This is a genomic window from Microvirga sp. HS2 (assembly GCF_055792805.1).
The window spans coordinates 48,657-73,168 of the sequence record NZ_JBVVAJ010000007.1 but is presented as its reverse complement, the minus strand read 5'-3'; the positions used below and the strand labels follow the sequence as shown (position 1 = coordinate 73,168).

Genomic DNA, 24,512 nt, shown 5'->3' with positions numbered 1-24,512 from the left:
GGCTCCCTCTGGTGCGGCGCATTCATGGTGCCTGGAAGCGGCTTCCGAAGCATCGGATCGAAAGTGGAATTGCACTCTTTGGATCCATCCGAAGACCCTCCTTTGAAAGGGTGCATCATTTGAGCGCCCTCGAAAGGCCGCACGATGCGCTAAAGATCCATCTGTTCGTAGCGCCGGTGGGCCGTGGGCTTGGGTGTCGGATCCTCACTGATTGCGATGATTTCAGCCGGGCGACTGACCGGCTCGTCCAATCCTTCATGCCAGATCCAATAGTGGTTCTCCGGCAGGCCGTTCACGGCAACAACCTTGTGCCCTCCCGCCGCATCGATCGCGTGAATGGTCACGCGCCCGATCAAGCCGCCCTTGAGAGCACGCATGTCGCTCACGGCTTCGTAAACTGCCTCTTCGACGCTCATGCCGATTTTCATGTAAAGGACGACGGCCCGCGCCGTTCCAGCGCGTATGCTCATCTCGCCGACGCCCGTACAGGCGCATGCGCCGTATCGCGTATCCGCATATGAACCCGCCCCAATGACAGGACTGTCGCCGAGACGCCCAGGATACTTCCAGCCCCACCCCGACGTGCTTGTTCCGGCGGCGATATCGCCGTGTCTGTCCTGACCGATGAAGACCGTAGTGTCGCGACCGATCTCGGGATCGATGGCGTGTCGGCACAGGTCGACCATCGGCACGTTCGGCCAATGCTCGCGCTCACTTGCGTCGACCTCATCATTGAACCAGCGCTGCCAAGCGCTCCGGGCATGTGGCATGAGAAGATCCCCGGCTTCAGCTCCGATTTCCGTCGCGAAGCGTCTTGCGCCGTCTCCGACCAGGAACTCATGTGGGAGCTTCTCAAGAACCTGACGAGCCACGCTCACCGGGTGCAGGAAGCCTTTGAGAGCGCCGACAGCGCCCGTTCGGAGGGTTGTGCCATCCATCAAAGAGGCATCGAGCTCGACCTCGCCGAGAAGGTTGGGCCAGCCGCCACGACCAACGGTTCGAACAGTCTCATCGGCCTCGACCAGGCGGACACCGGCCTCGATCGCGTCGAGGCTAGCGATGCCTTGCGCGAGAAGCCTCGCCGTCGTCGGAATTCCCGATCGCCCTTCGTTATTTGTAACAATGATCATGAATGTCTCTCGTCACGTCGCTATTATGCAAATAGGAATTCATATCGCAAGCTATATTCAAATTTGAATATAGCTTGCATGGGCCTGAAAAGCATCGCCTTGCACGGCGCCGGCCAGGGCTGCCATAGAGGCGCAACTCCATCGGTGAATCTCAAGAGCGACTGTTACCATGATCGATTTCCGCCATATCGACGCATTCCGAGCGGTGATGAAGTCTGAGACCATGGTTCAGGCTGCCAAATTGACCGGCGTATCCCAACCCGGCATCAGCAGGCTCGTCGCCGAGCTCGAGAGACTTAGCGGCCTGAAGCTCTTTGATCGAAGCCGCGGAAGGCTTAGCCCCACACCCGAAGCCTATGCTTTGCTGGAAGAGGTCGAGCGGCGCTACGCAGGGTTGCAGGCGATCCGTGAGTTCGCGCACGGTCTGAAGGGCAGTGCGTCGTCCCCCGTCCGGTTCGGAACCGTCATGTCCTTCGGAATCGGGTTCGCAGCTCGGGCCATTGCCGCCTTCAAGACGGAACATCCGCAGATCCCGATCTCGCACACGACGGGATCATCGGCTCTCATCGCAGATCAGGTCACCATGAGAACCTGTGACCTGGGTCTCGTCACTGACAATGCCGATGTCTCATCGGTCTCCAGTTCGGTATTCGCCTCGATGGACCTGATTTGTGCAGTCCCGAGTGACAGCGCGCTTGCTAGCACCCGAACTGTTACCGCCGCTATGCTGCGGGATCAGACCATCATCGCCTATCCCCGCGAAGACATGATCCGGTGGGGGTTGACGAACGTGCTGGAGCAGGTGGGGGTCAGCTATTCGCGGGCTTCGGTGGAAACACCTTACTCGGTGAACATTTGCGCTCTCGTCCGTGAAGGAGCCGGAATCGGCTTTGTCCATCCCATCGCGGCGTATGACTTCATCGGTCACGGCGTGTCCCTACGGCGGTTCGAGCGATCACTGCCAGTCCGGACGTTGCTCATCAAGGGGATCGGATCCCCACTTTCAGCCGGGGTCGAGCAGCTCGGTGAGATTCTGACCAAGACGCTCACATCGACGGAACAGATCGTCGCCGACGCTCTGTCACCCTGATCGGCTAGTCGCACCGGACGACCCCGAGGCCGAGGGCGAATACAACAGTCCTGGCATCGTAAGGCCTCAGGAGGAGGTCACACGCGGACGGGTGAAGACGTTCCAATAGGTCAACCCAAAGCCGACGAATGCCGCGGCCCAGGACAGGCCGGCGACATGGAGGAACACATCGCTCCAGGCCGGATGAACCGCTGCGCACACCCGCGCGAGCGCTCCGGCGGTGAGCAGGATATAGAGGCCTTGCATGGTCGCCGATGCGACCAGCGGCCTGCCCGTATGCCCGAGGCTCGCCCGCGACATCACCGCCAGGGTCATGAGGCCCATCGCGCCCCCGGTCCAGGCATGAATGCCGGCTGCCCTGGGCAGAACGTCCAGCGCGGCCAGCCCCGTCAGCACGAAGCCGAGTGGCACGAAGGCATAGGCAACATGCAGGATCAGAACAAGGCGGTCGCGCCAAGTGCGCTCGCCCGCCCAGCGAGCCATCCGCACCGCCTGAAGGATGCCGGCGGCGATGAGCGCCGCTCCGGTGAGGTGCCACGCGGGCGCAGCAATCCAGGCCAGGAGCGCCACGCCGGCAGCAATCGTCGAGACCGTGTCAAAGCGCCCGACCGCTGCGGGCAGGCGGCCGGGATTTTCCCGCACAAGCCAATTGCGTGTGAAGCTCGGGATGATGCGGCCACCGATCAGCATGATCAGTATCATGACGGCGGCAATTCCGAGGCGCATTCCGTACTCCGCACTCCCCAGAACATGCGCCTCGACATGAAACGCCCCATTGCCGGCGGCGAGAACCCCAAGCGCAACGAGAACCTTGAGGTTGCGCCAGTTCCTCCCCTTGATGATTTCCCGACCCATGGCAGCCGCGACAAGCAACAGAAACGCGCAATCGACGACAGTGGCGGTTCTCCAGCCGATCCAGGCCGAGAAGGTAACGGCTAGGCGTCCTGCGATCCAGGCCAGCACGAGAACGAGCAGCGGTCGGCCTTGCAGCGGCATACGTCCCGTCCAATTCGGCACTGCCGTCAGGAGAAAGCCGGTGATCACCGCCGGGAGATAACCGTAGAGCATCTCGTGGATGTGCCAGTCACGTGGCGCGAACGACGTGGACAGCTCCAGTTCTTCGTAGAACATCGGCAGCCATGCGAGGATCGCGAGACCGGCATAGAGTGAGCCGAACAGGAAAAATGGACGGAATCCGTATGACAGGAGCGCAGGTCCCGTATAGTCGCGCAAACGAGGGATCGGAGCCATCAACGGCCTCCTTCCATGGGAGTGAAACTATCCTGGACCGTCACGGCCCCTTGCGAGACGATGTCGGTCGCGACGAATACAATGGCTTGACGGTCAGCCGCAGCAGCTGAGACGAGCACGCGCAGCTCGCGCGTGGTGTCGGGGGCAACGGCCACTGTTGCGTCCTCGCCAATGACCTCGACGGAGGCCTCCGGCAATCCGATTACCTCGAGCCAGAATATCCGCTCCACATCGGCCTTGTTATAGAGGCGCACCGTGTAGCCGTTTCTGATCCGGCCATCGGATAGCCGCACCGCGATGGGGTTGCGGTCATGAAGCACTGTAATCTTGGCGTCGCCGCGCATCGAGAGGCTCACTCCCATCAGCGTGAGGAGGGCAATAATGGAAAAGCCGAGGGCGACAGTCTTGGCCCGGACGACGCGGCGGCGCGGCGGCTCGTTCCGACGGCCACGCTCAATGTTGGTCCAGGCTTCGTAGTCGATGAGGCCGCGGGCGCGGTCGAGCTTAACCATGACGCTGTCACAGGCATCGACACACAGACCACAGTTGATGCAGGCGAAGTTCGGTCCCTGACGGATATCGATGCCTATTGGACAGACATTTACGCATTGCAGGCAATCGACACAGTCCCCGGCAGGTTCGCCCATGGCCTTGCGCTCAGCAGCCTTCTTGACGGATCCGCGTGGCTCTCCTCGATAGTCGCGGTAATTGACCGTGAGCGCCTCCGGATCCCAGATCGCGCCTTGCAGGCGCGGCCAGGGGCACATCCAGGTGCAGACCTGCTCGCGGGCGAGGCCAGCCAACGCGTAAGTGGTTCCTGTGAGAATGCCGACCCAGGTGTAGGCGATCGTAGAGGCCTGTCCGGTCACGAGTTCGCCCAGCAATGTCGGCGCATCGGCGAAATACAGCACGAATGCACCGCCCATCGCCATGGCGATGAGGATCCAGATCGCATGCTTCGCCCCGATCTCGAGAACGCGCTTCGGCGAAAGGCCAGCGCCACGCTTCTTCAGGCGCTCGCGGCGATCCCCCTCGATCCAGCGCTCAACGAGAAGGAAAAGATCGGTCCATACAGTCTGCGGACAGAAGTATCCGCACCAGACCCGCCCGGCGACGGCGTTGATCCAGATGAGGATGAGCGTCGCCAGGAGCAGGAGCCCCGTGAGATAATAGACCTCCTGCGGCCAGATCTCGATAAAGAAAAAGTACAGGCGTCCACGCTCGACATCGAAGAGCACGGCCTGGTCCGGCTGTCCGGGTCCGCGTGCCCAGCGGACGAACGGCAGCACGTAGTAGACGGACAGGCAGACGATGAGCGCGATCCATTTCAAGCGGCGATACCGCCCCGAAACCGCCTGCGGAACGACACGCTCGGCGATGACGCCCCGTCTCGGCTTGCGCAGATGAGCGCGCTCGGGTTTAAAGCTGATGTCAAGAGTGGCCATCGAATGCCCCGAAACAATGACGCCGCCGCGACAGGAAAGGCGCGGCGGCAGACTGGAAAACCGCGGGCGAGTGCGCCAGAAGCCGTTACTTCGCGGCCGTCTGGGTGGCGAGCTTGTCAAACAGGGCGCCGAAGACCTGCTTCGCCTTGCCAGGATGCACCACGGCTTTGGCCTGATCCGCATTTGTCGGTTCTCCGACCACCACCATGCCGACCATGCCCATGCCATAGTGCGGCTTGCACTTGTAGCCATAGACGCCGGGCTTATCGAACGTCACGGTGACTTCCTCGTTCATCGCGCCGACGAAGGGCTTCGCACCATCGGGGAGCATGGTCCCAACGCTCTCGACGTTGTGGCCCTTGTCCGCGGGCACGAACTTCACGGTGTCGCCGGGATTGACTCTCACGAGCGCCGGCTCGAACACCATCACACCCTCGGTGCCCTTGTTGAGCATCTTCACCTCGACCTCGGCTGCGCCAGCTGCGCCTGCTACTCCGATAGCCGCCATGAGAGCGCCGAGTACGATAACCTTTCGCATGGTCTTTCTCCTTAGATGCGAATCTGACGAGCCTCACGAGCGGCTCTCGGGGAAAGGTCATACGCGCTTGCAGACATGGGCTGTTTGTTGTGGAGCAAGGAGCACATCGTTTTCCAGATAAGAGAGCCGGCAGCGATCCTTCTGCGCTCCGAAATGCGGATTACCGACGCATGACCCGGCGGTGGCTCCGCCGCGGTTTCGGATCCGACGCGACTTCCTGGTATAGGATTCGAGCGACAGCCTCTATGTCGGCGATCACCAGCCGGCGGCGGTAGCGCCTGATCTGGCGCTGCGTCTCCCAGGCGCGAAGCGTTCTGCTGACCGTGGGCAGAGTGCTGCCGATCAAATCGGCCAAATCCTGGCGGCTCACCGGGAATGGAATTTCGATGCCCTCTCCGGTGTGCTGCCCGAAAGTCTCGACGAGCTTGAGGATCGCACGCGCCAGGCGGTGCTCGACCGGCTCGTTCGAGAGGTCTCGTAGCCTACCTTCCATTTCACGCAGGCGCGCTTCCAGGTCCCCAATGACATTGAGTCCCATATGCGGATGCTGGGCAATGAATGTCCTGACAAGCTCCGAGGGCCATTGAAGCTCAACGCCGTCCGAGACGGCAACGGCCGTGACTGGATAAAACTTGTCCAGCAGAGCCGGGCTGCCGAAGATCTCGCCGGATCTGACGTATTTGACGATTACCCGTGCTCCGCTGGATGTGGTCTGCACCAATTTCGCCGCGCCCAAGGCGAGCACATGCACTGAGCAGGCTGAATGCCCTGCGGTGAAAAGCACCTCGTCGGCGCGCACGATTCGCCGCCGAGCCTGTTTCAGCAGCTCTGCTGCAACGATGGGGTCAAGTCCTGCAAGCAAACCGATGGGCATTCCGGCGGAAGCCATACAGTCGCGTCGCCCGATGTTAGCCGGTTCCTGTGTCAGCATTTCGCAGCGAGGCATGGGATCAGAAGCGGCCGGATCAGGAGACAGCGCGGCACTTCTCCGCCTGCAGAGCTTTGATGGTTTCGTCATTGGGACAGTACCGCCGCACCGCGGTCGCCCGTCCACGCGCGAGATCGTGCCGGCAGCGCCGAGCGACCTCGCAACCGGAGCAGACGATCACCATGTCGCGCACGACGTCCGGCCGCGTGCGCCTCATTCGCTCGGGCTCGAGACCAGCAGCATGCAAGAGCTGCGGCAGCTCCTCACTGCCGTTGATGCCGCGCGCCGCGAGGCGGGCGAGTTGTTCCGTCGAAAGCCCAGCGTCCCGGGCAAGCACCCCAACTTCATTCGGTTCCAGGAAACTCAATTCCTGTCTCGCCTGTCGGTGGGACCGCCATCGTGTGAATAGAGTCATGAAGTCCATGGCAATCTCCATGCTGCTAGACAATAGTGACACAGGTTCTCTCTGTGACTTTGCTCCAGAGCAAATTGAATATGATCGCCTCGAAGATTGCGGCCCTGAGCCATGAGGCAGACTCGGATCAATGGGCAGGCTACGTTTCAGGCGGGCGGCTCATGTCTCCGGCGGTCTAGGAGCCGCCGTCTCATCCAGCCCACGGCGGCAATAGCCGACCTCGGCACATCCGGAGCATCCGAGGACCACGCCTCGTATCGGCTCATTAGCCGCATCCTTTGCAGCGTCCTCCCACTGACCGATGCTCGCTGATGGATTGTCGGCCAGTCCGCTGGACGGTCGCCCACCCGTATCCCATAGCTCAAGGCACATGAGATCCTCCCTGCTGCCCTGAAGAATGCGCAGGTTTACAGGTCGCCCGCTTTGATCTGGCGCAAACGGCACCCTCTGGCGCAAGCGGCCAGAGGGTGCCGGGGCTGATGAGGTGAGGTGCTTCGACCCTCACGGGTCCGCGCGCCGAACGGCAGCAGTGGCCTCTTGCTCCGGCTCGGCCGCAGAGGCCGATCCCCACGCGATGGCGGCCTCCAGATCGGCCAGGAATATCGTGCTATCCATACTGTGCTCGCGGCAAGCGTCGTTCACCGTATGAAAGCAGCCGATCGGGCAGCCAACACATCGCATGTTGTGGTTCAGAAAGACACGGATCGTCGAAGGCCATTGCCGCATGACGTCATCGACGAGCTGGGTAGGTTGAACAGGCATGATCGCCTCCAAGCTGGCATTGATGGCTCGGGTCGTGCGTTGCCCCAAACTATCAGGCTGATGGCCGATGCTCTTTGCGCAGCGACAAGAAACTGAGTGAGGTCTGCCCGAACTTCGCGTTTGTTTGAGGCAGGGCAAAGAAGACCGCGCCTCGTCCGGTCAAGGTCCCGGTATCGAGGCGGAGAATGAGGACCGCTGGGATGCCTTGCGCATCCGCTTTGAGGACCTGTTCCGCCTCGATGCTCAACTGGCCAGACGCCTGTCAGGAGCCCGGCCGTTATCTCGACCGCAGCGAAGAATTCGCAGCCCCTTACTGAGGAATGATGTCCAATGTGCAGTTGCAATGTCACCGAAACTGTCATCGATGTCCGTCAGATCATGCCACGGATGCGCCATCCGTTGATCTTCAATACCTTTGACCAGCTCGTCCCGGGCGAGGCCTTCGTGCTCGTCAACGATCACGACCCCCGGCCGCTGTTCTACCAGTTCAATGTCCAGAGGCCGGGCGAGTTCGGGTGGGACTATCAGGAAGAGGGACCAGACCTCTGGCGGGTTCGCATCAGTCGCGCCGCCTGAGGAAGTCCGGCAGCAGGCCAAGGGTGGAGTCGATCACCGCTCCACACCTTCCTCTATCCGCCGACATCCGACGCATCTCTCACGACACTATCGGCGGCTCCTCGCGGTTCGACTTTCACTGGGTGAGGAACAGGCCGAGTGCGATCACGATCGACAATGTCACGGCCGCTATGGTGCCGGTCGGGCGCAATACACCCATCCGATAGAGCATGATTGCAAAGATGATAATGAGAGGTGTCGCCATCACCAAACCAACTTGGGCGTCGCTCATCGAAAGGCTCTCCTGTGATCGCATCGGTGCGCAATCTCTATGCCTGAGAATGCACGGAACCTGTTTGTGCCAGAGCAACGAAAACCACGACCTCCGGCGGTACGAGGCGCTATCGACAGATCCGCCGAGCCGGAAGTGAGATGAACGCTGCGTCAGAAGACCGCCCCTGGGGGGCCCTCTCGGATCTACCCGGACACCCGATGATGTGGGTGCTCATCCTGACCGAGGTCGTAACCTTCGGGCTCCTGTTCGTGACCTTCGCTGTGACGCAGGCGGTTCATGCCGACATCTTCGCTGCTGGCCGAGCGCAGCTCAATCCCGTTCTCGGCGGCGTCAACACTCTCGTGCTGATCACCAGCGGCTGGCTCGCCGCCCTGGCGGTCGAGGCTCGGACTGTGGGGCGGCGCAGAACTGCGCGGCTGCAGCTTGGAGGAGCCATGGCGCTGGGGTTCGTGTTCATCGCCATCAAGCTCGCCGAGTACATCGCGAAGGCCCAAGCCGGCATCGGCCTGGAGACCGACACGTTCTTCACGCTCTATTTCCTTCTGACCGGATTCCACCTCCTTCACGTGGTGCTGGGGATTGTCATCCTTGCCGCCGTCGCATTCTCGGATAGCCCCGAGAACTTGAAGACCGGTACGGCCTTCTGGCACATGGTCGATCTCGTCTGGGTCGTGATGTACCCGCTCGTCTATCTGATTGGATAAAGTCATGGCACAGACCGCCGCGCGTCGCGTCACCCGGGCCTGGAGCGTTCTTGTCCTATTCACGTTCTTCAGTCTCGCCGCGAGCCATTCAGGTCTTTCCGGATCGATCGTCAATGGACTGATCCTCGCCGCCGCCTTTGCCAAGGGACGATGGATGCTGCTGGATTTCCTCAAACTCCGCAGCGTTCCACGAGGATGGAGGGGTCTGTTTCTCTGCTGGTTGGCGCTGGTCACCGTCGTTCCCTGGGCGACCGCCGCTCTTCCGTTGCTATGGGGCTGAAGCGGCCATTCTCTGCCGGGCTTGCTCTAGAGCAAAGAGGGATCGAGACGCTCCTGTCATCAGAAATGGGACCGCACCATCCGGTGCCTGACACGAACCCAGGGCCCGTTTCCATGTCCAGCTCCGATCACTCAGCCCTCCATTCGCGAAGTCCGCCATGACACCCACGCGCCCGCGGCGTGAGCCGCGCCTGTCACCTACCGCCTCAACAGAAAGGATCGCGTGATGGCCGAAGTCCTCACCAAATCCGCGGCGAGAAACGTGTTCTACGGGGGCTCGTTCTTCTTCTTCGCCATTTTCGTGGGCCTGACCGCCCACAGTCACTACTACATGAACACGACGTCGACCGATGTCTCAACCTTGTCCAATTCCGTCGCGCGCGGCAAGCACGTGTGGGAGAAGAATTCCTGCATCAATTGCCATTCGATCCTGGGCGAAGGAGCCTATTTCGCGCCGGAACTCGGCAATATCTGGGACCGCTGGGGCGGCAAGGAAGATCCGGCCGGAGCCCGCGAGACACTCAAGGCCTGGATGGCGGCGCAGCCGACCGGCATCGAAGGGCGGCGGCAGATGCCGCAGTTCAACCTGACCGACCAGGAACTCGACGATCTCGCCGATTTCCTCGAATGGACCAGCCGCATCAAGACCCAGAACTGGCCGCCCAACAAAGCCGGCTGAGACCAGGAGCCTTAAATCATGAAGTACCAAACCCAAAAGGTGGCCCTGCTCTATTTCTATGGAGCGCTGGCCCTGTTCCTGGCGCAGGTTCTGTTCGGTGTCCTCGCCGGTACGATCTATGTTCTGCCCAACACGCTCTCGGAACTACTGCCCTTCAACATCGTGCGAATGATCCACACCAACGCTCTGATCGTGTGGCTTCTGATCGGGTTCATGGGCGCAACCTACTACCTGATCCCGGAGGAGACCGAGACCGAACTCTTCAGTCCGCTTCTCGCGAAGGTCCAGTTCTGGATGTTCTTCATCGCCGCGGGCATCGCAGTCGTCGGCTACATGTTCAAGATCCATGAGGGCCGCGAGTTTCTCGAGCAGCCCTTCATCATCAAGGTCGGCATTGTCGTCGTCTGCCTGATGTTCCTGTTCAACATCACCATGACTGTGCTGAAAGGGCGCAAGACGGTCGTCACCAACATCCTGCTGTTCGGGTTGTGGGGCGTTGCGATCTTCTTCCTGTTCTCCTTCTATAATCCGTCGAATCTCGCCGTGGACAAGATGTATTGGTGGTACATCGTGCACCTCTGGGTCGAAGGCGTGTGGGAGCTGATCATGGCGTCCGTCCTCGCCTTCCTGATGATCAAGCTCAACGGGATCGACCGCGAGGTGGTGGAGAAGTGGCTCTATGTCATCGTCGGCATGGCGTTGTTCTCCGGCATTCTCGGCACGGGCCACCACTTCTACTGGATCGGCGCTCCCGGCTACTGGCAGTGGATCGGCTCGCTCTTCTCGACGCTCGAGGTTGCTCCGTTCTTCACCATGGTCGTCTTCACCGTGCAGATGACCTGGAAGGCGGGCCGCCGTCACCCGAACCGCGCGGCGCTCCTGTGGTCCATCGGCTGCTCGGTCATGGCGTTCTTCGGCGCCGGCGTCTGGGGCTTCCTGCACACTCTGTCGTCGGTGAACTACTACACCCACGGCACGCAGGTCACCGCCGCGCACGGCCACCTCGCCTTCTTCGGCGCCTACGTGATGCTCAACCTCGCCGTCATGGCCTATGCGATGCCGCAGATTCTCGGACGCAATCCCTACAACCAGATGCTGAGCATCGTGAGCTTCTGGATCATGTGCACGGCGATGTCGGTGATGACCTTTGCGCTCACCTTCGCAGGCGTCATCCAGGTCCACCTGCAGCGCGTGCTCGGCCAATCGTACATGGAAGTCCAGGATCAGCTGGCACTGTTCTACTGGATCCGCCTCGGCTCGGGCGTCTTCGTCCTGATCTCGGCGCTGATGTTCTTCTACGCCGTGCTGGTTCCTGGGCGCGAGACGCCGTCGCGCCTGGCCCAGAACCTGCAGCCTGCCGAGTGAGCCTGATCGGGGCGGCTGTCTGAAGACCGCCCCGACTTCCCTTTCATGAGGATTTGACCGATGAAGCCTCTTCTGCAAGCAATTCCCGAGCCTGCCGTCGAACTGCCCTATTACGTGCCCGCCGGAAATGAGTGCGCTCTTTTCGAACTCGCATGGCGCAAGCGCCTGCCGCTGCTTCTGAAAGGTCCGACGGGCTGCGGCAAAACCCGATTTGTGGCGCATATGGCGACGAAACTCGGTCTTCCGCTCCATACCGTCTCCTGCCATGACGATCTCACGGCCGCCGATCTCACCGGTCGCTATCTTCTCAAGGGCGGCGACACGGTTTGGGCCGACGGCCCTCTCACTCGCGCCGTGCGGGAAGGCGGCATCTGCTATCTCGACGAGATCGTGGAAGCGCGCAAGGACGTGACCGTCGTGCTCCATCCGCTCACCGACGACCGGCGCATTCTGCCGCTCGATCGGACCGGCGAAGAACTTCAGGCGCCGGATTCCTTCATGCTGGTCGTGTCGTACAATCCCGGCTACCAGACCCTGCTCAAGTCCCTGAAGCCGTCCACGCGCCAGCGCTTCGTCGCCATCGAGTTCGACTTTCTCCCCATGGACCACGAGATTGCCGTCGTTGCGGCCGAGAGCGGCCTGTCGGCAGAGCGTGTGCGTCCGCTCCTGGTCCTGGCCCGCCGCCTGCGAGCGCTCAAGGGACAAGACCTGGAGGAAGGCGTCTCGACGCGCCTCCTCGTCTACGGCGCCTCGCTGATCGCCGCCGGCGTCTCGCCGGAAGAAGCCGTGACGGCTTCCATGATCGAGCCGCTGACCGATGACGCCGACGTCAAGAAGGCTCTCGTCGAAGTGGCCTGCGCCACGCTTGCCTGATCCAGAGAACCGCCATGCTCGACTTTCTTGAACTCGAAGAGACCGTCGGCCAGCTCTGGCACCGGCTTGTCGGACGTGCCGTCACCTATCCGCGTCATCCCGAGCATGGTGTCTCTCTTGACGAGGTCCGCGGATATCTCGCCGTCGTCTTTCGCGGCCTCGGGGGCGAAGCCGGGGTGCAGTTGGCGGGAATGGCATCCCGTGCGTCGTCCCATCGGCTGAACTTCCGTCAACGCATCGGGATCGCGGAAGAGAGGCTGGAGCAGCCGGGGCGCGACACGGCCACCCTGTTCCTGCCGCCGAAGATCGAGATCTTCCCTTCGCGTGCATTGAATCGGTCGCTCTATCTCTGGCTTGCAGCCTATTTCGCTTATGTCCCTACGGACCCGATCATCGAAGCCGATCTTCTGCGCCGCGATGTCCTGATCCTGAGGCGGGTGCAGGAGACGACCCGCGCCATTCTGGCGGAGTGTCCTGGCCTCGAGACCGTCTACGAGCGGCTTTGCGCCGCGATGCGCGATGCGCGTCCGATCCGCCCCCTTCCCGCCATGGAGAGTCGAATTGAGCAGATCGTGCTCTCGCTCCTAGGAGACACGAAGGTCGCGCCGCCTGCGCTTTGGGATATGGAAGCCGGTGACGCAGCCCTGCCGCGTCAGGCCCCTGCGGGCTATCAGCCCTTTCTCCCCGTCCCTCTCTGGGGCGACACCTGGGTTCGTGAGATCGGCGCGCCGAACCGCAACAGCGATGATCCGGCGGCTCCGGGCAATCTTGCCGCGTCTGACACCCGCAAGCGCTTCGCCGCACGGCGCGAGGCGGACCAGACCCGGCGCAGCGACCCGTTCATCCTGAACAGGTTCGAGAAGATCCTGGCGATGGCCGAGATGGTCAATGTCAACCGTCCTTCCAACGATGACGAAGACGAGAACGCCGAAAAGGCGCTGGATGAAATGGAGGAGATCCCGCTCTCCCAGCACAAGGGAAAGCCGGCGACCCGGCTCAAGTTCGACCTCGACCTCCCGCCCGAGGCGGTCGACACCACCGCCCTCACCGCCGAGCTGACCTATCCGGAGTGGGACTATACCCGCAAGGCCTACCTGCCGAACCACTGCCGGGTGCTCGCTGCCCCTGCCTCGGAACAGGGCGAAGCCTGGGAGGCGGACGACGAGGCCCACCGGATGATCCGGCGCGTGCGCCGGCAGTTCGAGGCGCTGCGGCCGAAGCACGAGATCCTGCGGGCGCAGCCGGATGGCGAGGAACTCGACATCGATGCTCTCGTGCGCGCCCGCAGCGACCTGCTGTCCGGCGGCTGTGGCTCGGAGCGCGTTCACCTCGCCAGCAAGCGGCAGGCCCATGACTTGGCCGTGACGCTGCTGGTGGACGTCTCGTTGTCGACCGATGCCTGGGTCGACAACAGGCGCGTGCTCGATGTGGAGAAGGAGGCGCTGATGGTGCTGGCGCACGGCATGGCGGCCTGCGGTGACACCCACTCCATCCTGACCTTCACCTCCCGCCGCCGCTCCTGGGTGAGGGTCGAGACCGTGAAGGACTTCGACGAACCCCTGAGCCAGACGGTAGTGCGGCGCATCTCGGCGCTGAAGCCCGGCTACTACACCCGCATCGGCACCGGCATCCGCCATGCCACGGCCAAACTGTCCGATCGCCCGAACCGGCAGAAGCTGCTGCTGGTGCTGACCGACGGCAAGCCGAACGACGTCGACTATTACGAGGGCCGCTTCGGCATCGAGGACACCCGCCGGGCGGTCATCGAGGCCCGGAGAGCGGGCGTGACCGTCTTTGGGGTGACGGTCGACCAGCAGGCGCAATCGTATTTTCCTACCCTCTTCGGCCGGGGCGGCTACGCCATCATCGGCCAAGTGGCGAAACTGCCCTCGGCGCTGCCGGCGATCTACCGCCACCTCGTTCGCTAATGCAGCGGACACAAGACTGGGCATCTGCGTCGCGTGAAAAGATACTCAAAATCAAAAGCCTGAGGCCTTGGATATGGATCCGATCTCATGGCCGATGCTGGAGCCGTTTCCACGAGCGTAGAATCAGCTGTTCTCTTTGCCTCGCCGTATTTTCTGCCGCCAAACAGGTCGAGTTGGTCTGATTTTTTTCCACCAACCATGCCTAGAAAATTGGCATGCATTCAAACCAGGCTATAATTTTTCGTTTGCGCTCTTGCCTTAATCGGTCCAAGCGAACGCGAGATAAGCTAAGCCGATCTGATCATCGCGGGACTGCGGGGCGTCAACGTAGCCTTATTGTCTGCAGGTTTTCCCCTAAGGCAGGAGAGGCATTCTGCTTAGGAAAGGCCTGATGGACTGAGCGAGAATCACAATCGCTCTTGCGGGTTGCACACGGCTCAAAGGTCCGGATGTCGTCACTGCATTGGGATGGCCTCCCAGGTTGCGACGATTCCGAGCACCGGGAAGCGGCCTGTTGGACAAACGTTGTGACATCCACAGGAGTGGAGATTTCCGGTGATGTCTGCGTAAGCCTCTGATGCGCAAGGATGATCGAGGCTGGACCTCCGAGGATGGCGGCGGCTATGAGGCCATGAAGGATTTTTCCCATCGGCATACCTCGGACCTTCATGGTTAAGGCGAAGTTAACCGATATCTCCTGCAATGACAGCAGGGAAGGATCTCGCGCAACCTGCGCCATTCATTTTGAGGAAGTGAGCACATGACCAAACGTCCAGAACACGAGGACGAAAACGCAGAAACCAACGGGAAGCCCAGCACGCCACAACTGGATCGGCTGGAGAGGCTGGCCAGTGCGGCGGCCAATGCTGCTCAGGCGAAGCAGTGGAGGGCGCGCAAGAATGGTTTGCATCAGGAAGAGGAACCGTCTGAGGTGCGCAACCTCAGTCATGATGATGAAGCCAGAGCGCAAGCCGAAGAAGCAATGCGGCAGATGATGGCAAAACCACAAAACAAACGGCGCGGCCGAGTTTGACTCAGCATCCGACGCTTTAGAGGCTCTCTAGGAGTTTCTGATAGGGAGCGCGCCGTTCCCGATACTTCCGGAGCAACTGAGCCTTGATAAAACTCTTCTGCTCGATCTCGAGATCGCAGCAATCAAGGTTCAGGATCTCCTCACTGCACTGGTAATCCATGTTTGTTAATGTGCGTGATATCCAAAGTATTTTTAGATCGCGTTCAGTGATCATCCTCTCTGAAGATGATTTCTTGAAGTGATTTTGCGCCAAGGGAGAGCGTTTGGTCGACATGATAACCCTGCCGATATTCTGATTCTGACAGGCAGGATACCGATTCGATCGTTCAGGCGGCAATCAGTGTACCGCGGGCTTGCGGGGTAGTTGGCACATCTCTGTGTGGGTACTCCGAGGGAGTACACGGTTCCCTGAGGTGATGGAAAGGCTCGGAACCGGTCAGCGTGTGCAAGTCGGGCAGTTTCGAACTCAGCGAACGCATTTGGACCTCACGCAGTGTCCTGTAGCTCAGGCCCTTAAGCATCCCATTATGCTGCTCGCAAATCTTCCCCTGCGCCTCATCGTGAACCCAGCTTCATTTGATCTCGCACGGGTCTGCCGGGCTCGGGTAACTGCGGGCAGGATCATTCAGCCTGCGAGAGCAAACCCTTTGCGTATAAAGGATTTCACACTTCGGCACCCAATTCACCTGACCTTTATATCGGCTCTCAGCAAAGATTTTGACAAGAAGCCTTTAACCGGTGCTGCGCAAAGATCCTCTCGACGAGGAGGATCCCATGCATCCCAATCAACGGCTCGCCCAATTGTGGCTGGATGCGCTTGCGACCGAGATCGGCGCATCGATGGGCACGATTGAGACCTACACCGACGATCTCAACTGCTATCTGGCGTGGCTCGACGAGCACAAGCTCGTGCTCGTCGATGTCGGCCCGGAACAGGTTCGCACCTACATCGCCGCTCTCGATCAGCGCGGGTACGCCGGATCGACCATCGCCCGTCGCATCACGGTGGTCCGGGGACTTCACCGTTTCCTGATGGCCGAGGAGCTTGGCTCCCGCGATCCGACCGCCACCCTCTCGGCCATGAAGCGGTCGCGGAAGCTGCCCTTCGTTCTCTCAATCGGCGAGACCGAGGCTCTGCTGGAAACGGCCCACGCGCTCGCCGCCGACCCGTCGGTCGGTCTTTACCGCCAGGCCGGATATGCGCGCCGCGCCGCCCTGTTCGAGACGCTCTACGCCTCCGGCATGCGCATCAGCGAGGCGCTGTCCCTGCCCTCCGACGCGGCTCGTCCCGGCACCCGGATGCTGATGGTCCGCGGTAAGGGCGACAAGCAGCGCCTCGTCCCCCTTCATCCCCGCGCCGTGGAAGCCATCGCCCACTGGCGGAAGCTGTCTGCGGCCTATTCGGGAGGGGAGCCATCCCCCTGGCTGTTCCACTCGGTCAGGAACGGCGCCAAGGCCCTGACGCGCCAGGCCGCCCTCCTCGAAATCAAGGCCGCCGCAGCGGCGGCAGGGCTCGCCAGCCCGGACCGCGTGTCCCCTCATGTCCTGCGCCATGCCTTTGCCACCCACATGCACGCTGGCGGCGTCGATCTGAGGGTGTTGCAGGAGCTTCTGGGCCACGCTGTCATCGAGACGACCCAGATCTATACCCATCTCGATACGTCCCGCCTCAATCAGATGGTCCGGGATCTTCACCCCCTCAACGTGCAGGAGCAGGATGAGCCCGGGAGCACGGTCTGAACAGCAGGAGCATCCCGCTCCGAGACTGGATCGTGATTGCCGTTCCAATCCTTCAGCCTGCCTTGCAGCAGGACGGAACTCGACAACATCGTTTCTCTCCTCCAGAAGCAGCCATCAATGCGCTGTTGAGAAATCCGAATGGCCCAGCATCACCTTATCGCCTCCCCCGAGACTTGCCACTGGGGCTACTTCGATGCCCGACAGCCGGCTGCCCTGACCATCCGCAGTGGCGATCGGGTCACGATCGATACGGTGAGCGGAGGCCCGAATGTCCTGCCGCCGCAAGGCTTTCATGTGCCTCCTGAGCTTCTTGCCATCCATGCGGCCGAACCGGGATTGCCGTTCGGCCCCCATATTCTGACCGGCCCTGTCGCCATCGAGGGCGCGGAACCGGGCGATGTGCTGGAAATTCGCATCCTGGACATCAAGCTCCGCCAGGATTGGGGCTATAACTTCAGCAGCCCCCTCGCGGGCACTCTACCGGACGATTTCGCAGCCCATCACCTCATGCACATCCCCCTTGACCAGGATCGCCTCGTCGGGCGTCTTCCCTGGGGCCTAGAGCTTCCGCTACGCCCATTCTTCGGCGTGATGGGCGTCGCGCCGCCACCGGAGTGGAATCGCTGCACGTCGGTCGTCCCGCGCGCGTTCGGCGGCAATCTGGACAACAAGGAACTCACACCCGGGGCGTCGTTGTTTCTTCCTGTCTTCGTTCCCGGTGCCCTGTTCTCCTGTGGCGACGGCCATGCCGCGCAAGGGGACGGTGAGGTGAACGACACGGCGATCGAGACCGCCCTGTCCGGCACTTTCGAGCTCCTGGTCCGCAAGGACCTACCCTATACCTATCCATGCGCCGAAACGCCCACCCACGTCCTGACGTTCGGGATGGACCCGGATCTCGACAGATGCGTCGAGCGGGCGCTGCGAAACATGATCGCGCTGATCGTGGAGCGCCGCGGCCTCTCTCGCGAGGACGCCTATGCTCTGTGCAGTATCGCAGCCGATCTGCGCGTGACACAGATGGTCAACCAGCACAAAGGTGTGCACTGCATGCTGGAAAAGCGGCTCCTGGAAGGGTGAAGCCGCATCATGTGAATGATCTCGATGCGGCCCTTCGAATGGCCGTCGACGATCCGTTTCGGTTGAACATGCCGTTGGGGAAGAAGGTCAGACGCCGCTCTTCGCGGTCGTCCCGTCACCACGGAGGGCCATCCTCGTCTATCCGGCGTTTGCGAGAAACTGCCGAATTTCGTCGGCCAGCCAGTCGCGCACGGCACAGACCTTGGGGTGCTCCCGATTGTCCGGACGATAGACAAGGTCGTAGCCGCGTTCGGACTTGAGTCGAAGCTGCGGGAAAAGTGCTATCAAACGTCCTGCGGCGATGTCCTCCGCCACCAATGCGCTGCGCCCGAGCGCCACGCCCTCCCCGCGAATGGCTGCCTCGATGACCATGCTGCCGTGACTGTAGATCGGGCCTCGACCGCTGGAGACGTCATCGACCCCGGCCATGGCAAACCATCGCTCCCAATTGGCCAGCCAGCGGTCTTCGTAGAGCAGACGGTCTTCGTGCAGCAGCCTGCACGAGGCAAGGCTCTCGACCGACGGCAAGCCACCCATGTCCGTCCGATAGGCCGGGCTGCACACCGGCGTGAGGGTTTCTTCCAGAATCCGCTCCGCGACGACGTGCGGATAGCGTCCACTGCCGTAGCGCACCGCCGCATCGACCTGGCCATTGTTCAGATCAACGTCCGTATCGGTGATGTCGAGATGAACATCGAGTTCGGGGTTGCGGGCTATCAGGCGATGCAGGCGTGGTCCCAGCCACTTGCTCGCGAATGAGATCCCCGTGCTGATGATCAATCGCTCTGCGCTTTTCGGTCCACGGAGACGCTCGGCCTCCCGCGTCAGTTCTCCCAGCAGGCGGGTCACGACAAAAAGGAATTCGGCCCCCTCGTCGGTCAGGACGATCCTCCGGGTCATGCGCCGAAACAAGGCAACGCCAAGATAATCTTCGAGGGACTTGATGTGCCGGCTCACCGCGCCGTGGGTCACGTGCAGTTCCTGGGCGGCCAGAGTCATGCTCAAGAGGCGTCCGGTCGCCTCGAAAGCGCGCAGGGTCTGCAGAGGGGGAAGCCGATCGAACATAGCGCCTTACGTGTGAGTTTGGCTCACATGTTACGTGAGAACAAATGGTTTGTCAGCCGGCACCGGCAGGCCTAGCACTTGGGAAAGCCGCAATAGCGGCGCCTCTTTTCACGCAGGCCTGTTCCATGTCGAGCCACAGCGCAGCGGGCACCCCTCCGAATCCCTCTATTTCGCCCATCGCGCACCATAACGTGGCGCCCTCCGTGCGCAGCTTTGCCGCCATGCTGCTGCTCGCCGTGATGTGGGGACTGTCCATCCCCGTCACGAAGCTCGGCCTGCTGACGCTGCCGCCATTGACGCTGACCGCGCTGCGCTTCGCCGTCGCCGTGCCCCTGTTGATGCTCCTTGTCCTCGGCAGGCAGCGACTGCCGCGGCAGGCTCTGTCCCGCCTTGCCGCACTCGGGGTATTGGGCATCGGCGTGGGCCAGGTCGCCCAGACCTTCGGTGTGGCCGGTACCTCGGCCTCGGTCGGCACCATCATCTCGGCCACCATTCCGGTCTTCATCGTGGTTTTCGCCGCGTTTCGCCTCAAGCAAGCCGTATCGGGCCGGCAGAAATTGGGGTTGCTGGCGGCCTTCGGCGGCATTGCGCTGGTTGCGCTGGGGCATGGGGAGGGAGCGACGGGCCTGTTCGATTCCAGTGTGAGCGGCGCAGCCTGGGTGCTGCTGTCCGCACTGACGATCGCGTTCTATTACGTCTGGAGCGTCGAACTCACCGAGCAATACGGCGCCGTCGCCGTGGCGGCCTGGAGCACTTTGTTCGGCTTCATCGCATTGCTGCCCTGGGCGGGCTGGGAAATGTGGCTCGTTCCGATCCAGATCACAGGCCAGGCCCTGGCGGTCGCAGCCTATCTCGGTCTTGCAGTGACGGTTGCAGGCCTGTTCCTGTGGCTGAAAATCCTGCGCGTCGTCCCGGCCCGGATCGCGGCGAGCGTTCAGTACCTTCAGCCGGTCATCGGCGTCGCCGCTTCATCTGCGATGTTCGGCGACAGGATGGGGCCTCTCTTTATTGTCGGCGTCATCCTGGTCCTGGGCGGTCTCGCGCTGACCATGAGCTCCGGCAGGAAGGCGGGCCAAGCGATTCCGCGGTGAGCGCGACGGGGGCACGCCCTTTGGATATGAATCTTGCCCGATCTCTCTATCCGATGGCCGCCGCCCCGCGAACCGGGGACGGCAGCGCTTTGTTGCCGGCGATCTTGTTCCTGATCGCCGCTGGCGGAATCAGGCGACCCGCTTCAAGGCTCCAGACAACGTCTCGATGAGGGCATCGACCTGAGAGGTCTCGATGATCAGCGGAGGCGACAGAGCAATGATGTCGCCGGTGACGCGGATCAACAGGCCTTTCTCGAAGCAGTCGACGAAGGCATCGTACGCTCGGCCTCCCGGAGCGCCCGCGCGGCTTTCCAGCTCGATCCCCGCGATGAGACCGATGGTCCGGATGTCGGCGACATGCGGCAGTCCCTTCAGGCTATGGATCGCATCGTGCCAGTAGCTCTCGATCTCGGATGCCCGGGTGAGCAAGTCTTCCTCGCGATAGATGGAGAGCGTCGCCAGGCCCGCGGCGCAGGCGGCCGGATGGCCCGAATACGTATAGCCGTGGAACAGCTCGATCTGGCTTTCGGGTCCGTGCATCAGCGCATCGTGAACCTTCCGGCTGGCGAATACGGCTCCCATGGGAATGGCGCCGTTGGTCAGGCCCTTGGCCGTGGTCACGAGATCCGGAATGACGCCGAAGTAATCGACGGCGAACGGTGCGCCGAGACGCCCGAAGCCCGTGATGACCTCGTCGAAGATCAGCAGGATGCCGTGGCGGTCGCAGATCGCCCTCAGGCGCTCGAGATAGCCCTTCGGCGGAATGAGAACGCCGGTCGAGCCTGCCACCGGCTCAACGATGACGGCAGCGATCGTCTCGGCCCCATGGAGGGCGACGAGGCGCTCGAGATCGTCGGCGAGTTCGGCGCCGTGCTCGGGCTGCCCTTTCACGAAGGCATTGCGAGCCGGATCATGGGTGTGCCGCAGGTGATCCGCGCCGGGCAGCTGCGGGAACACGCGGCGGTTGTTGACGATGCCGCCGACGGAAATGCCACCGAAGCCGACGCCGTGGTAGCCGCGCTCGCGCCCGATCAGGCGCGTTCTCGTGCCCTGGCCGATGGCGCGCTGATAGGCGATGGCGATCTTCAGAGCCGTATCGACAGATTCCGAGCCGGACCCGGTAAAGAACACCCGGTCGAGACCGGCACTCGGCCCGCCCGGCGCGATCTCGGCAAGACGCTCGGCGAACTCGAAGGCAATCGGATGCCCCATCTGGAACGAGGGGGCAAAATCCAGCGTGGAAAGCTGCCGCCCCACCGCGTCGGCGATCTCGCGGCGGCCGTGACCGGCGTTCACGCACCACAAGCCCGCCGTGCCATCGAGGATCTGACGGTTGTCATCGCTCGTGTAGTACATCCCTTCCGCTCCTGCGAGCAGGCGGGGCGAGGCTTTGAACTGACGATTTGCCGTGAAGGGCATCCAGTAGCTGTCGAGCCGGAAGCTGTTGTGTCTCTGTGGAGCGTACATGTCCGAGATCCTTTCGATGGCGGATCATGGCCATGAGCGGGAGACCCCAACAAGTCCTTTTCTTTGTTCTGCTAATGCCTTGATATTGCTAACCTGGAATCTGCGTGTTTGTGTTATTCCGAACAACCGAAACACACGGCTTATGGGGATGAGATGGAATTCGATCTGGGCGGTCGGCTGCGCTATGTCCGGGGGCTGCATAACCTGTCCCAGCGCGAGCTCGCCAGGCGCGCAGGCATCACCAATTCGACGATCTCGTTGATCGAGTCCAACCAGAGCAACCCCTCCGTCGGCGCGCTCAAGCGTATCCTGGACGGCATCCCGATCGGGCTGGCGGAATTCTTCGCTCTGGAGCCCGAGAAGCCGAAGCAGGCCTTTTACCGCTCCGACGAACTGGTCGAGATCGGGAAGGGCAAGATCTCGTTCCGCCAAGTCGGCAACAACCTGTTCGGCCGGGCGCTCCAGATCCTCAAGGAGCGCTACGAGCCCGGCGCCGATACCGGCAAGGTTCCCCTGACGCATCAAGGCGAAGAGGGCGGCATCATCCTGAGCGGACGCCTGGAAGTCACCGTCGACGACGAGCGGCGGATCCTTGGGCCGGGCGACGCCTACTACTTCGAGAGCTGGAGGCCGCACCGCTTTCGATGTGTCGGCCCGGTGCCCTGCGAGGTCGTCAGCGCCTGCACGCCGCCGACGTTCTGACCATCTTGGTCAGATCGATGGGTTTGAAGAGGCAGGGCCCTGTTCAGGCGGCCTGGAACCGCCACTCGTCCCTGTAGCGATCGACCGCGAGGTCCGTATGGGACACCTCCGGCGCCCGGCGGGAGATGAGGTCGGCAAGCACGCGGCCGGAGCCGCAGGCCATGGTCCATCCCAGCGTGCCGTGTCCAGTGTTCGTGTAAAGGTTCCCGTACCGGGTGGGGCCCACCACGGGGGTGCCGTCCGGCGTCATCGGCCTCAGGCCCGTCCAGAAGATCGCCTGCCTGACGTCGCCGCCCTGCGGGAACAGGTCGGTGACCGAATGCTCCAGGGTCGCCCGCCGGGGCGCCCGCAGGCGCTGGCTGAAGCCGGCCAGCTCCGCCGTGCCGCCGACCCGGATCCTGTCGCCCAGGCGAGTGATCCCGACCTTGTAGGTCTCGTCCATCACGGTGGAGACGGGCGCCGCGTCCGGATTCGTGACGGGCATGGTCAGGGAATAGCCCTTCACCGGGTAGACCGGCAGGTGGATCCCCAGGGGCTTCACCAGCTGGGGCGTGTAGCTGCCCATGGCCGCCACATAAGTATCGGCGGTGAGCACCTCGCCGCCATTCACCTGAACGCCGGAGATCCGGTCGCCTTCGGTGAGCAGCCTCTGAATGGACGTGCCATACCGGAACCTGACGCCCAGCCCCTCGGCGATCGCGGCGAGACGCTGCGTGAACAAGTGGGCATCACCGGTCTCGTCGCCGAGGAGGCGCAAGCCCCCGGCCACCTTGCCTTTGACGAGGCCCAGGGCCGGTTCGACAGCGACGCATCCGGTGGGATCCAGGATTTCGTAGGGAACGCCATAGGCGTCCAGAACGGCCGTGTCCTCGCCGATTCCGTCGAGCTGCTTCTGAGTGCGGAAGAGCTGGAGCAGCCCCTTCTCCCGATGATCGTAGGTGATGCCGGTCTCCTGCCGCAGCTCGCGCAGGCAATCCCGGCTGTACTCCGCCAAGCTGACCATCCGGCTCTTGTTGCGCCGGTAGGCCTCCTCGGTGCAATTGGCCAGCATATGGGCGAGCCAGCCCCAGAGGCGCAGCTCGGTGCGGGGCCAGAGCACCAGCGGACGGTGCTTCATCAAGAGCCATTTCATGGCCTTGACCGGGATGCCCGGAGCGGCCCAGGGCGCGGAATAGCCGGGCGAGACCTGTCCCGCATTGGCAAAGCTCGTCTCCATGCCGGCGGCGGGCTGGCGATCCACCACCGTCACCTCATGGCCCTGCCTGGCGAGATAATAGGCGGACGTGACGCCGACGACGCCGCTGCCGAGAACGAGAACGCGCATGGTTCCTGAACCTCACGAAGGAATGGAATGACGGTGGGAGCGGCCGGCAGCTGTCGACGGCGGGACTGAACGGGTCACGGCAGGAAGCGTCGAACGGAGAAGCGGCACGGGGGGCACCTCAAAGGATGACCTAAGGTGACGTAAATCGTCGCGAAGATCCTGCCGAAGCGTCGCAGACTTCGCGTATTTGCATGGCTTCGCCGTCATAAAATTCGATTGAATCGAACTTTCTTCCGCCGTTGGCCGCGCCCGCAAACTTCCGCAAGGGAAGATCGAGCAGGACATGGGACGGCCGCTCGTGTCTTCGGCTGAAAGCTAAAGGTCCGGCGGCTTGATCACGGCCCGGATCGCGAAGCTCGATTGGATGCGGGCGACGCCGGGCAGGCAGGACAGAACGTCGGTGTGAATGCGCTCGTAGCTCGCCGCATCGGGGACGGTCACGCGCAGAAGGTAGTCCGACGTCCCGGTCATGAGATAGCACTCCCGGATGTCGGGACATTGGCAGGCGGCCTTCTCGAAGCGCCTGAGATACTCGTCCGTCTGGCGCTCCAGGGTGATCTGCACGATGACGACGGTCTCGGGCGCGGCGGTCCTGTCGTTGATGAGGGCGGAATATCCGCGGATCGTCCCGCTTTCCTCGAGAAGCCGCACCCGGCGCAGGCACGCCGAGGGAGACAGCCCGACCTTCTCGGCGAGGTCGGCATTCGTGATGCGCCCGTCGGCCCGGAGAATGCTGATGATGCGCTGGTCTATCGCGTCCATGGCGGCTCAAG

The 24,512-nt window shown here is 62.3% G+C and carries 25 protein-coding genes; 13 read left to right on the top strand and 12 right to left on the bottom strand.

Going from position 1 to position 24,512, the window contains the following annotated elements:
* Positions 1 to 149 precede the first annotated feature (149 nt).
* Positions 150 to 1,130: a glycosylasparaginase gene (locus ACS5Q0_RS08690; RefSeq protein WP_473126221.1), complete on the bottom strand. Its 981-nt coding sequence runs from the start codon at positions 1,128 to 1,130 to the stop codon at positions 150 to 152.
* Between the two features lie 169 nt (positions 1,131 to 1,299).
* Here ACS5Q0_RS08690 and ACS5Q0_RS08685 point away from each other — a divergent pair, with 169 nt between their 5' ends.
* Positions 1,300 to 2,220: a LysR substrate-binding domain-containing protein gene (locus tag ACS5Q0_RS08685; RefSeq protein WP_473126220.1), complete on the top strand. Its 921-nt coding sequence runs from the start codon at positions 1,300 to 1,302 to the stop codon at positions 2,218 to 2,220.
* Between the two features lie 66 nt (positions 2,221 to 2,286).
* On the opposite strand, the gene ACS5Q0_RS08680 is transcribed toward ACS5Q0_RS08685, so the two are convergent.
* The 6 genes from ACS5Q0_RS08680 to ACS5Q0_RS08655 all read right to left on the bottom strand — a co-directional run bounded on the left by ACS5Q0_RS08680 (position 2,287) and on the right by ACS5Q0_RS08655 (position 7,559).
* Positions 2,287 to 3,471, bottom strand: a complete 1,185-nt coding sequence (locus ACS5Q0_RS08680) for an NnrS family protein (RefSeq protein ID WP_473126219.1) — start codon at positions 3,469 to 3,471, stop codon at positions 2,287 to 2,289.
* Positions 3,471 to 4,916, bottom strand: a complete 1,446-nt coding sequence (gene ccoG, locus ACS5Q0_RS08675) for a cytochrome c oxidase accessory protein CcoG (protein ID WP_473126218.1) — start codon at positions 4,914 to 4,916, stop codon at positions 3,471 to 3,473. The genes ACS5Q0_RS08680 and ccoG overlap by 1 nt, the downstream gene beginning before the upstream one ends.
* Positions 4,917 to 5,001: 85 nt before the next feature.
* Complete coding sequence (locus tag ACS5Q0_RS08670; protein WP_473126217.1) at positions 5,002 to 5,454, bottom strand: pseudoazurin; 453 nt, start codon at positions 5,452 to 5,454, stop codon at positions 5,002 to 5,004.
* A 160-nt stretch (positions 5,455 to 5,614) separates the two neighbouring features.
* Positions 5,615 to 6,385, bottom strand: a complete 771-nt coding sequence (locus ACS5Q0_RS08665; protein WP_473126216.1) for a Crp/Fnr family transcriptional regulator — start codon at positions 6,383 to 6,385, stop codon at positions 5,615 to 5,617.
* Between the two features lie 34 nt (positions 6,386 to 6,419).
* The gene (locus ACS5Q0_RS08660; RefSeq protein ID WP_473126215.1) at positions 6,420 to 6,719 is read right to left on the bottom strand and encodes a DUF6455 family protein; all 300 of its coding nucleotides are present in this window, start codon (positions 6,717 to 6,719) and stop codon (positions 6,420 to 6,422) included.
* A 579-nt stretch (positions 6,720 to 7,298) separates the two neighbouring features.
* Positions 7,299 to 7,559: a DUF1858 domain-containing protein gene (locus ACS5Q0_RS08655; protein ID WP_473126214.1), complete on the bottom strand. Its 261-nt coding sequence runs from the start codon at positions 7,557 to 7,559 to the stop codon at positions 7,299 to 7,301.
* 330 nt (positions 7,560 to 7,889) lie between these two features.
* Here ACS5Q0_RS08655 and ACS5Q0_RS08650 point away from each other — a divergent pair, with 330 nt between their 5' ends.
* The gene (locus tag ACS5Q0_RS08650) at positions 7,890 to 8,135 is read left to right on the top strand and encodes a DUF2249 domain-containing protein (protein ID WP_473126213.1); all 246 of its coding nucleotides are present in this window, start codon (positions 7,890 to 7,892) and stop codon (positions 8,133 to 8,135) included.
* Between the two features lie 115 nt (positions 8,136 to 8,250).
* On the opposite strand, the gene ACS5Q0_RS08645 is transcribed toward ACS5Q0_RS08650, so the two are convergent.
* Positions 8,251 to 8,406 (bottom strand): hypothetical protein, encoded by a 156-nt coding sequence (locus tag ACS5Q0_RS08645; protein ID WP_473126212.1) that lies wholly within the window; start codon positions 8,404 to 8,406, stop codon positions 8,251 to 8,253.
* A 140-nt stretch (positions 8,407 to 8,546) separates the two neighbouring features.
* Between ACS5Q0_RS08645 and ACS5Q0_RS08640 the strand changes: the two genes are divergently transcribed.
* The 9 genes from ACS5Q0_RS08640 (at position 8,547) to ACS5Q0_RS08600 (ending at position 18,090) form a co-directional block, all read left to right on the top strand.
* Positions 8,547 to 9,113 (top strand): cytochrome c oxidase subunit 3 family protein, encoded by a 567-nt coding sequence (locus ACS5Q0_RS08640; protein WP_473126211.1) that lies wholly within the window; start codon positions 8,547 to 8,549, stop codon positions 9,111 to 9,113.
* A gap of 4 nt (positions 9,114 to 9,117) precedes the next feature.
* The gene (locus tag ACS5Q0_RS08635) at positions 9,118 to 9,393 is read left to right on the top strand and encodes a cytochrome C oxidase subunit IV family protein (RefSeq protein ID WP_473126210.1); all 276 of its coding nucleotides are present in this window, start codon (positions 9,118 to 9,120) and stop codon (positions 9,391 to 9,393) included.
* 225 nt (positions 9,394 to 9,618) lie between these two features.
* On the top strand, positions 9,619 to 10,071 hold the full coding sequence (locus ACS5Q0_RS08630; protein ID WP_473126209.1) for a c-type cytochrome: 453 nt from the start codon (positions 9,619 to 9,621) through the stop codon (positions 10,069 to 10,071).
* A gap of 18 nt (positions 10,072 to 10,089) precedes the next feature.
* Positions 10,090 to 11,436, top strand: coding sequence for a cbb3-type cytochrome c oxidase subunit I (locus ACS5Q0_RS08625; RefSeq protein WP_473126208.1), 1,347 nt, complete (start codon positions 10,090 to 10,092; stop codon positions 11,434 to 11,436).
* 60 nt (positions 11,437 to 11,496) lie between these two features.
* The gene (locus tag ACS5Q0_RS08620; protein ID WP_473126207.1) at positions 11,497 to 12,309 is read left to right on the top strand and encodes an AAA family ATPase; all 813 of its coding nucleotides are present in this window, start codon (positions 11,497 to 11,499) and stop codon (positions 12,307 to 12,309) included.
* 14 nt (positions 12,310 to 12,323) lie between these two features.
* On the top strand, positions 12,324 to 14,237 hold the full coding sequence (locus ACS5Q0_RS08615; RefSeq protein ID WP_473126206.1) for a nitric oxide reductase activation protein NorD: 1,914 nt from the start codon (positions 12,324 to 12,326) through the stop codon (positions 14,235 to 14,237).
* Positions 14,238 to 14,997: 760 nt separating this feature from the next.
* Complete coding sequence (locus ACS5Q0_RS08610; RefSeq protein ID WP_473126205.1) at positions 14,998 to 15,270, top strand: hypothetical protein; 273 nt, start codon at positions 14,998 to 15,000, stop codon at positions 15,268 to 15,270.
* A gap of 774 nt (positions 15,271 to 16,044) precedes the next feature.
* Positions 16,045 to 17,010 carry a tyrosine recombinase gene (locus tag ACS5Q0_RS08605; RefSeq protein ID WP_473126204.1) on the top strand — a complete coding sequence of 322 codons (966 nt, stop codon included), beginning with the start codon at positions 16,045 to 16,047 and terminating at the stop codon, positions 17,008 to 17,010.
* Positions 17,011 to 17,148: 138 nt separating this feature from the next.
* On the top strand, positions 17,149 to 18,090 hold the full coding sequence (locus ACS5Q0_RS08600) for an acetamidase/formamidase family protein (RefSeq protein WP_473126203.1): 942 nt from the start codon (positions 17,149 to 17,151) through the stop codon (positions 18,088 to 18,090).
* 138 nt (positions 18,091 to 18,228) lie between these two features.
* Here ACS5Q0_RS08600 and gcvA read toward each other — a convergent pair whose 3' ends face one another.
* On the bottom strand, positions 18,229 to 19,155 hold the full coding sequence (gene gcvA / locus ACS5Q0_RS08595) for a transcriptional regulator GcvA (RefSeq protein ID WP_473126202.1): 927 nt from the start codon (positions 19,153 to 19,155) through the stop codon (positions 18,229 to 18,231).
* A gap of 221 nt (positions 19,156 to 19,376) precedes the next feature.
* Between gcvA and ACS5Q0_RS08590 the strand changes: the two genes are divergently transcribed.
* The gene (locus tag ACS5Q0_RS08590; RefSeq protein WP_473126333.1) at positions 19,377 to 20,246 is read left to right on the top strand and encodes a DMT family transporter; all 870 of its coding nucleotides are present in this window, start codon (positions 19,377 to 19,379) and stop codon (positions 20,244 to 20,246) included.
* A 129-nt stretch (positions 20,247 to 20,375) separates the two neighbouring features.
* On the opposite strand, the gene aptA is transcribed toward ACS5Q0_RS08590, so the two are convergent.
* On the bottom strand, positions 20,376 to 21,713 hold the full coding sequence (gene aptA, locus ACS5Q0_RS08585) for an omega-aminotransferase AptA (RefSeq protein WP_473126201.1): 1,338 nt from the start codon (positions 21,711 to 21,713) through the stop codon (positions 20,376 to 20,378).
* A 153-nt stretch (positions 21,714 to 21,866) separates the two neighbouring features.
* Here aptA and ACS5Q0_RS08580 point away from each other — a divergent pair, with 153 nt between their 5' ends.
* On the top strand, positions 21,867 to 22,415 hold the full coding sequence (locus tag ACS5Q0_RS08580) for a cupin domain-containing protein (RefSeq protein WP_473126200.1): 549 nt from the start codon (positions 21,867 to 21,869) through the stop codon (positions 22,413 to 22,415).
* Positions 22,416 to 22,458: 43 nt separating this feature from the next.
* Here the strand turns inward: ACS5Q0_RS08580 and ACS5Q0_RS08575 are convergent, their stop codons facing one another.
* Positions 22,459 to 23,739, bottom strand: a complete 1,281-nt coding sequence (locus ACS5Q0_RS08575; protein ID WP_473126199.1) for a D-amino acid dehydrogenase — start codon at positions 23,737 to 23,739, stop codon at positions 22,459 to 22,461.
* Between the two features lie 315 nt (positions 23,740 to 24,054).
* The gene (locus ACS5Q0_RS08570; protein ID WP_473126198.1) at positions 24,055 to 24,501 is read right to left on the bottom strand and encodes an Lrp/AsnC family transcriptional regulator; all 447 of its coding nucleotides are present in this window, start codon (positions 24,499 to 24,501) and stop codon (positions 24,055 to 24,057) included.
* Between the last annotated feature and the right edge of the window lie 11 nt (positions 24,502 to 24,512).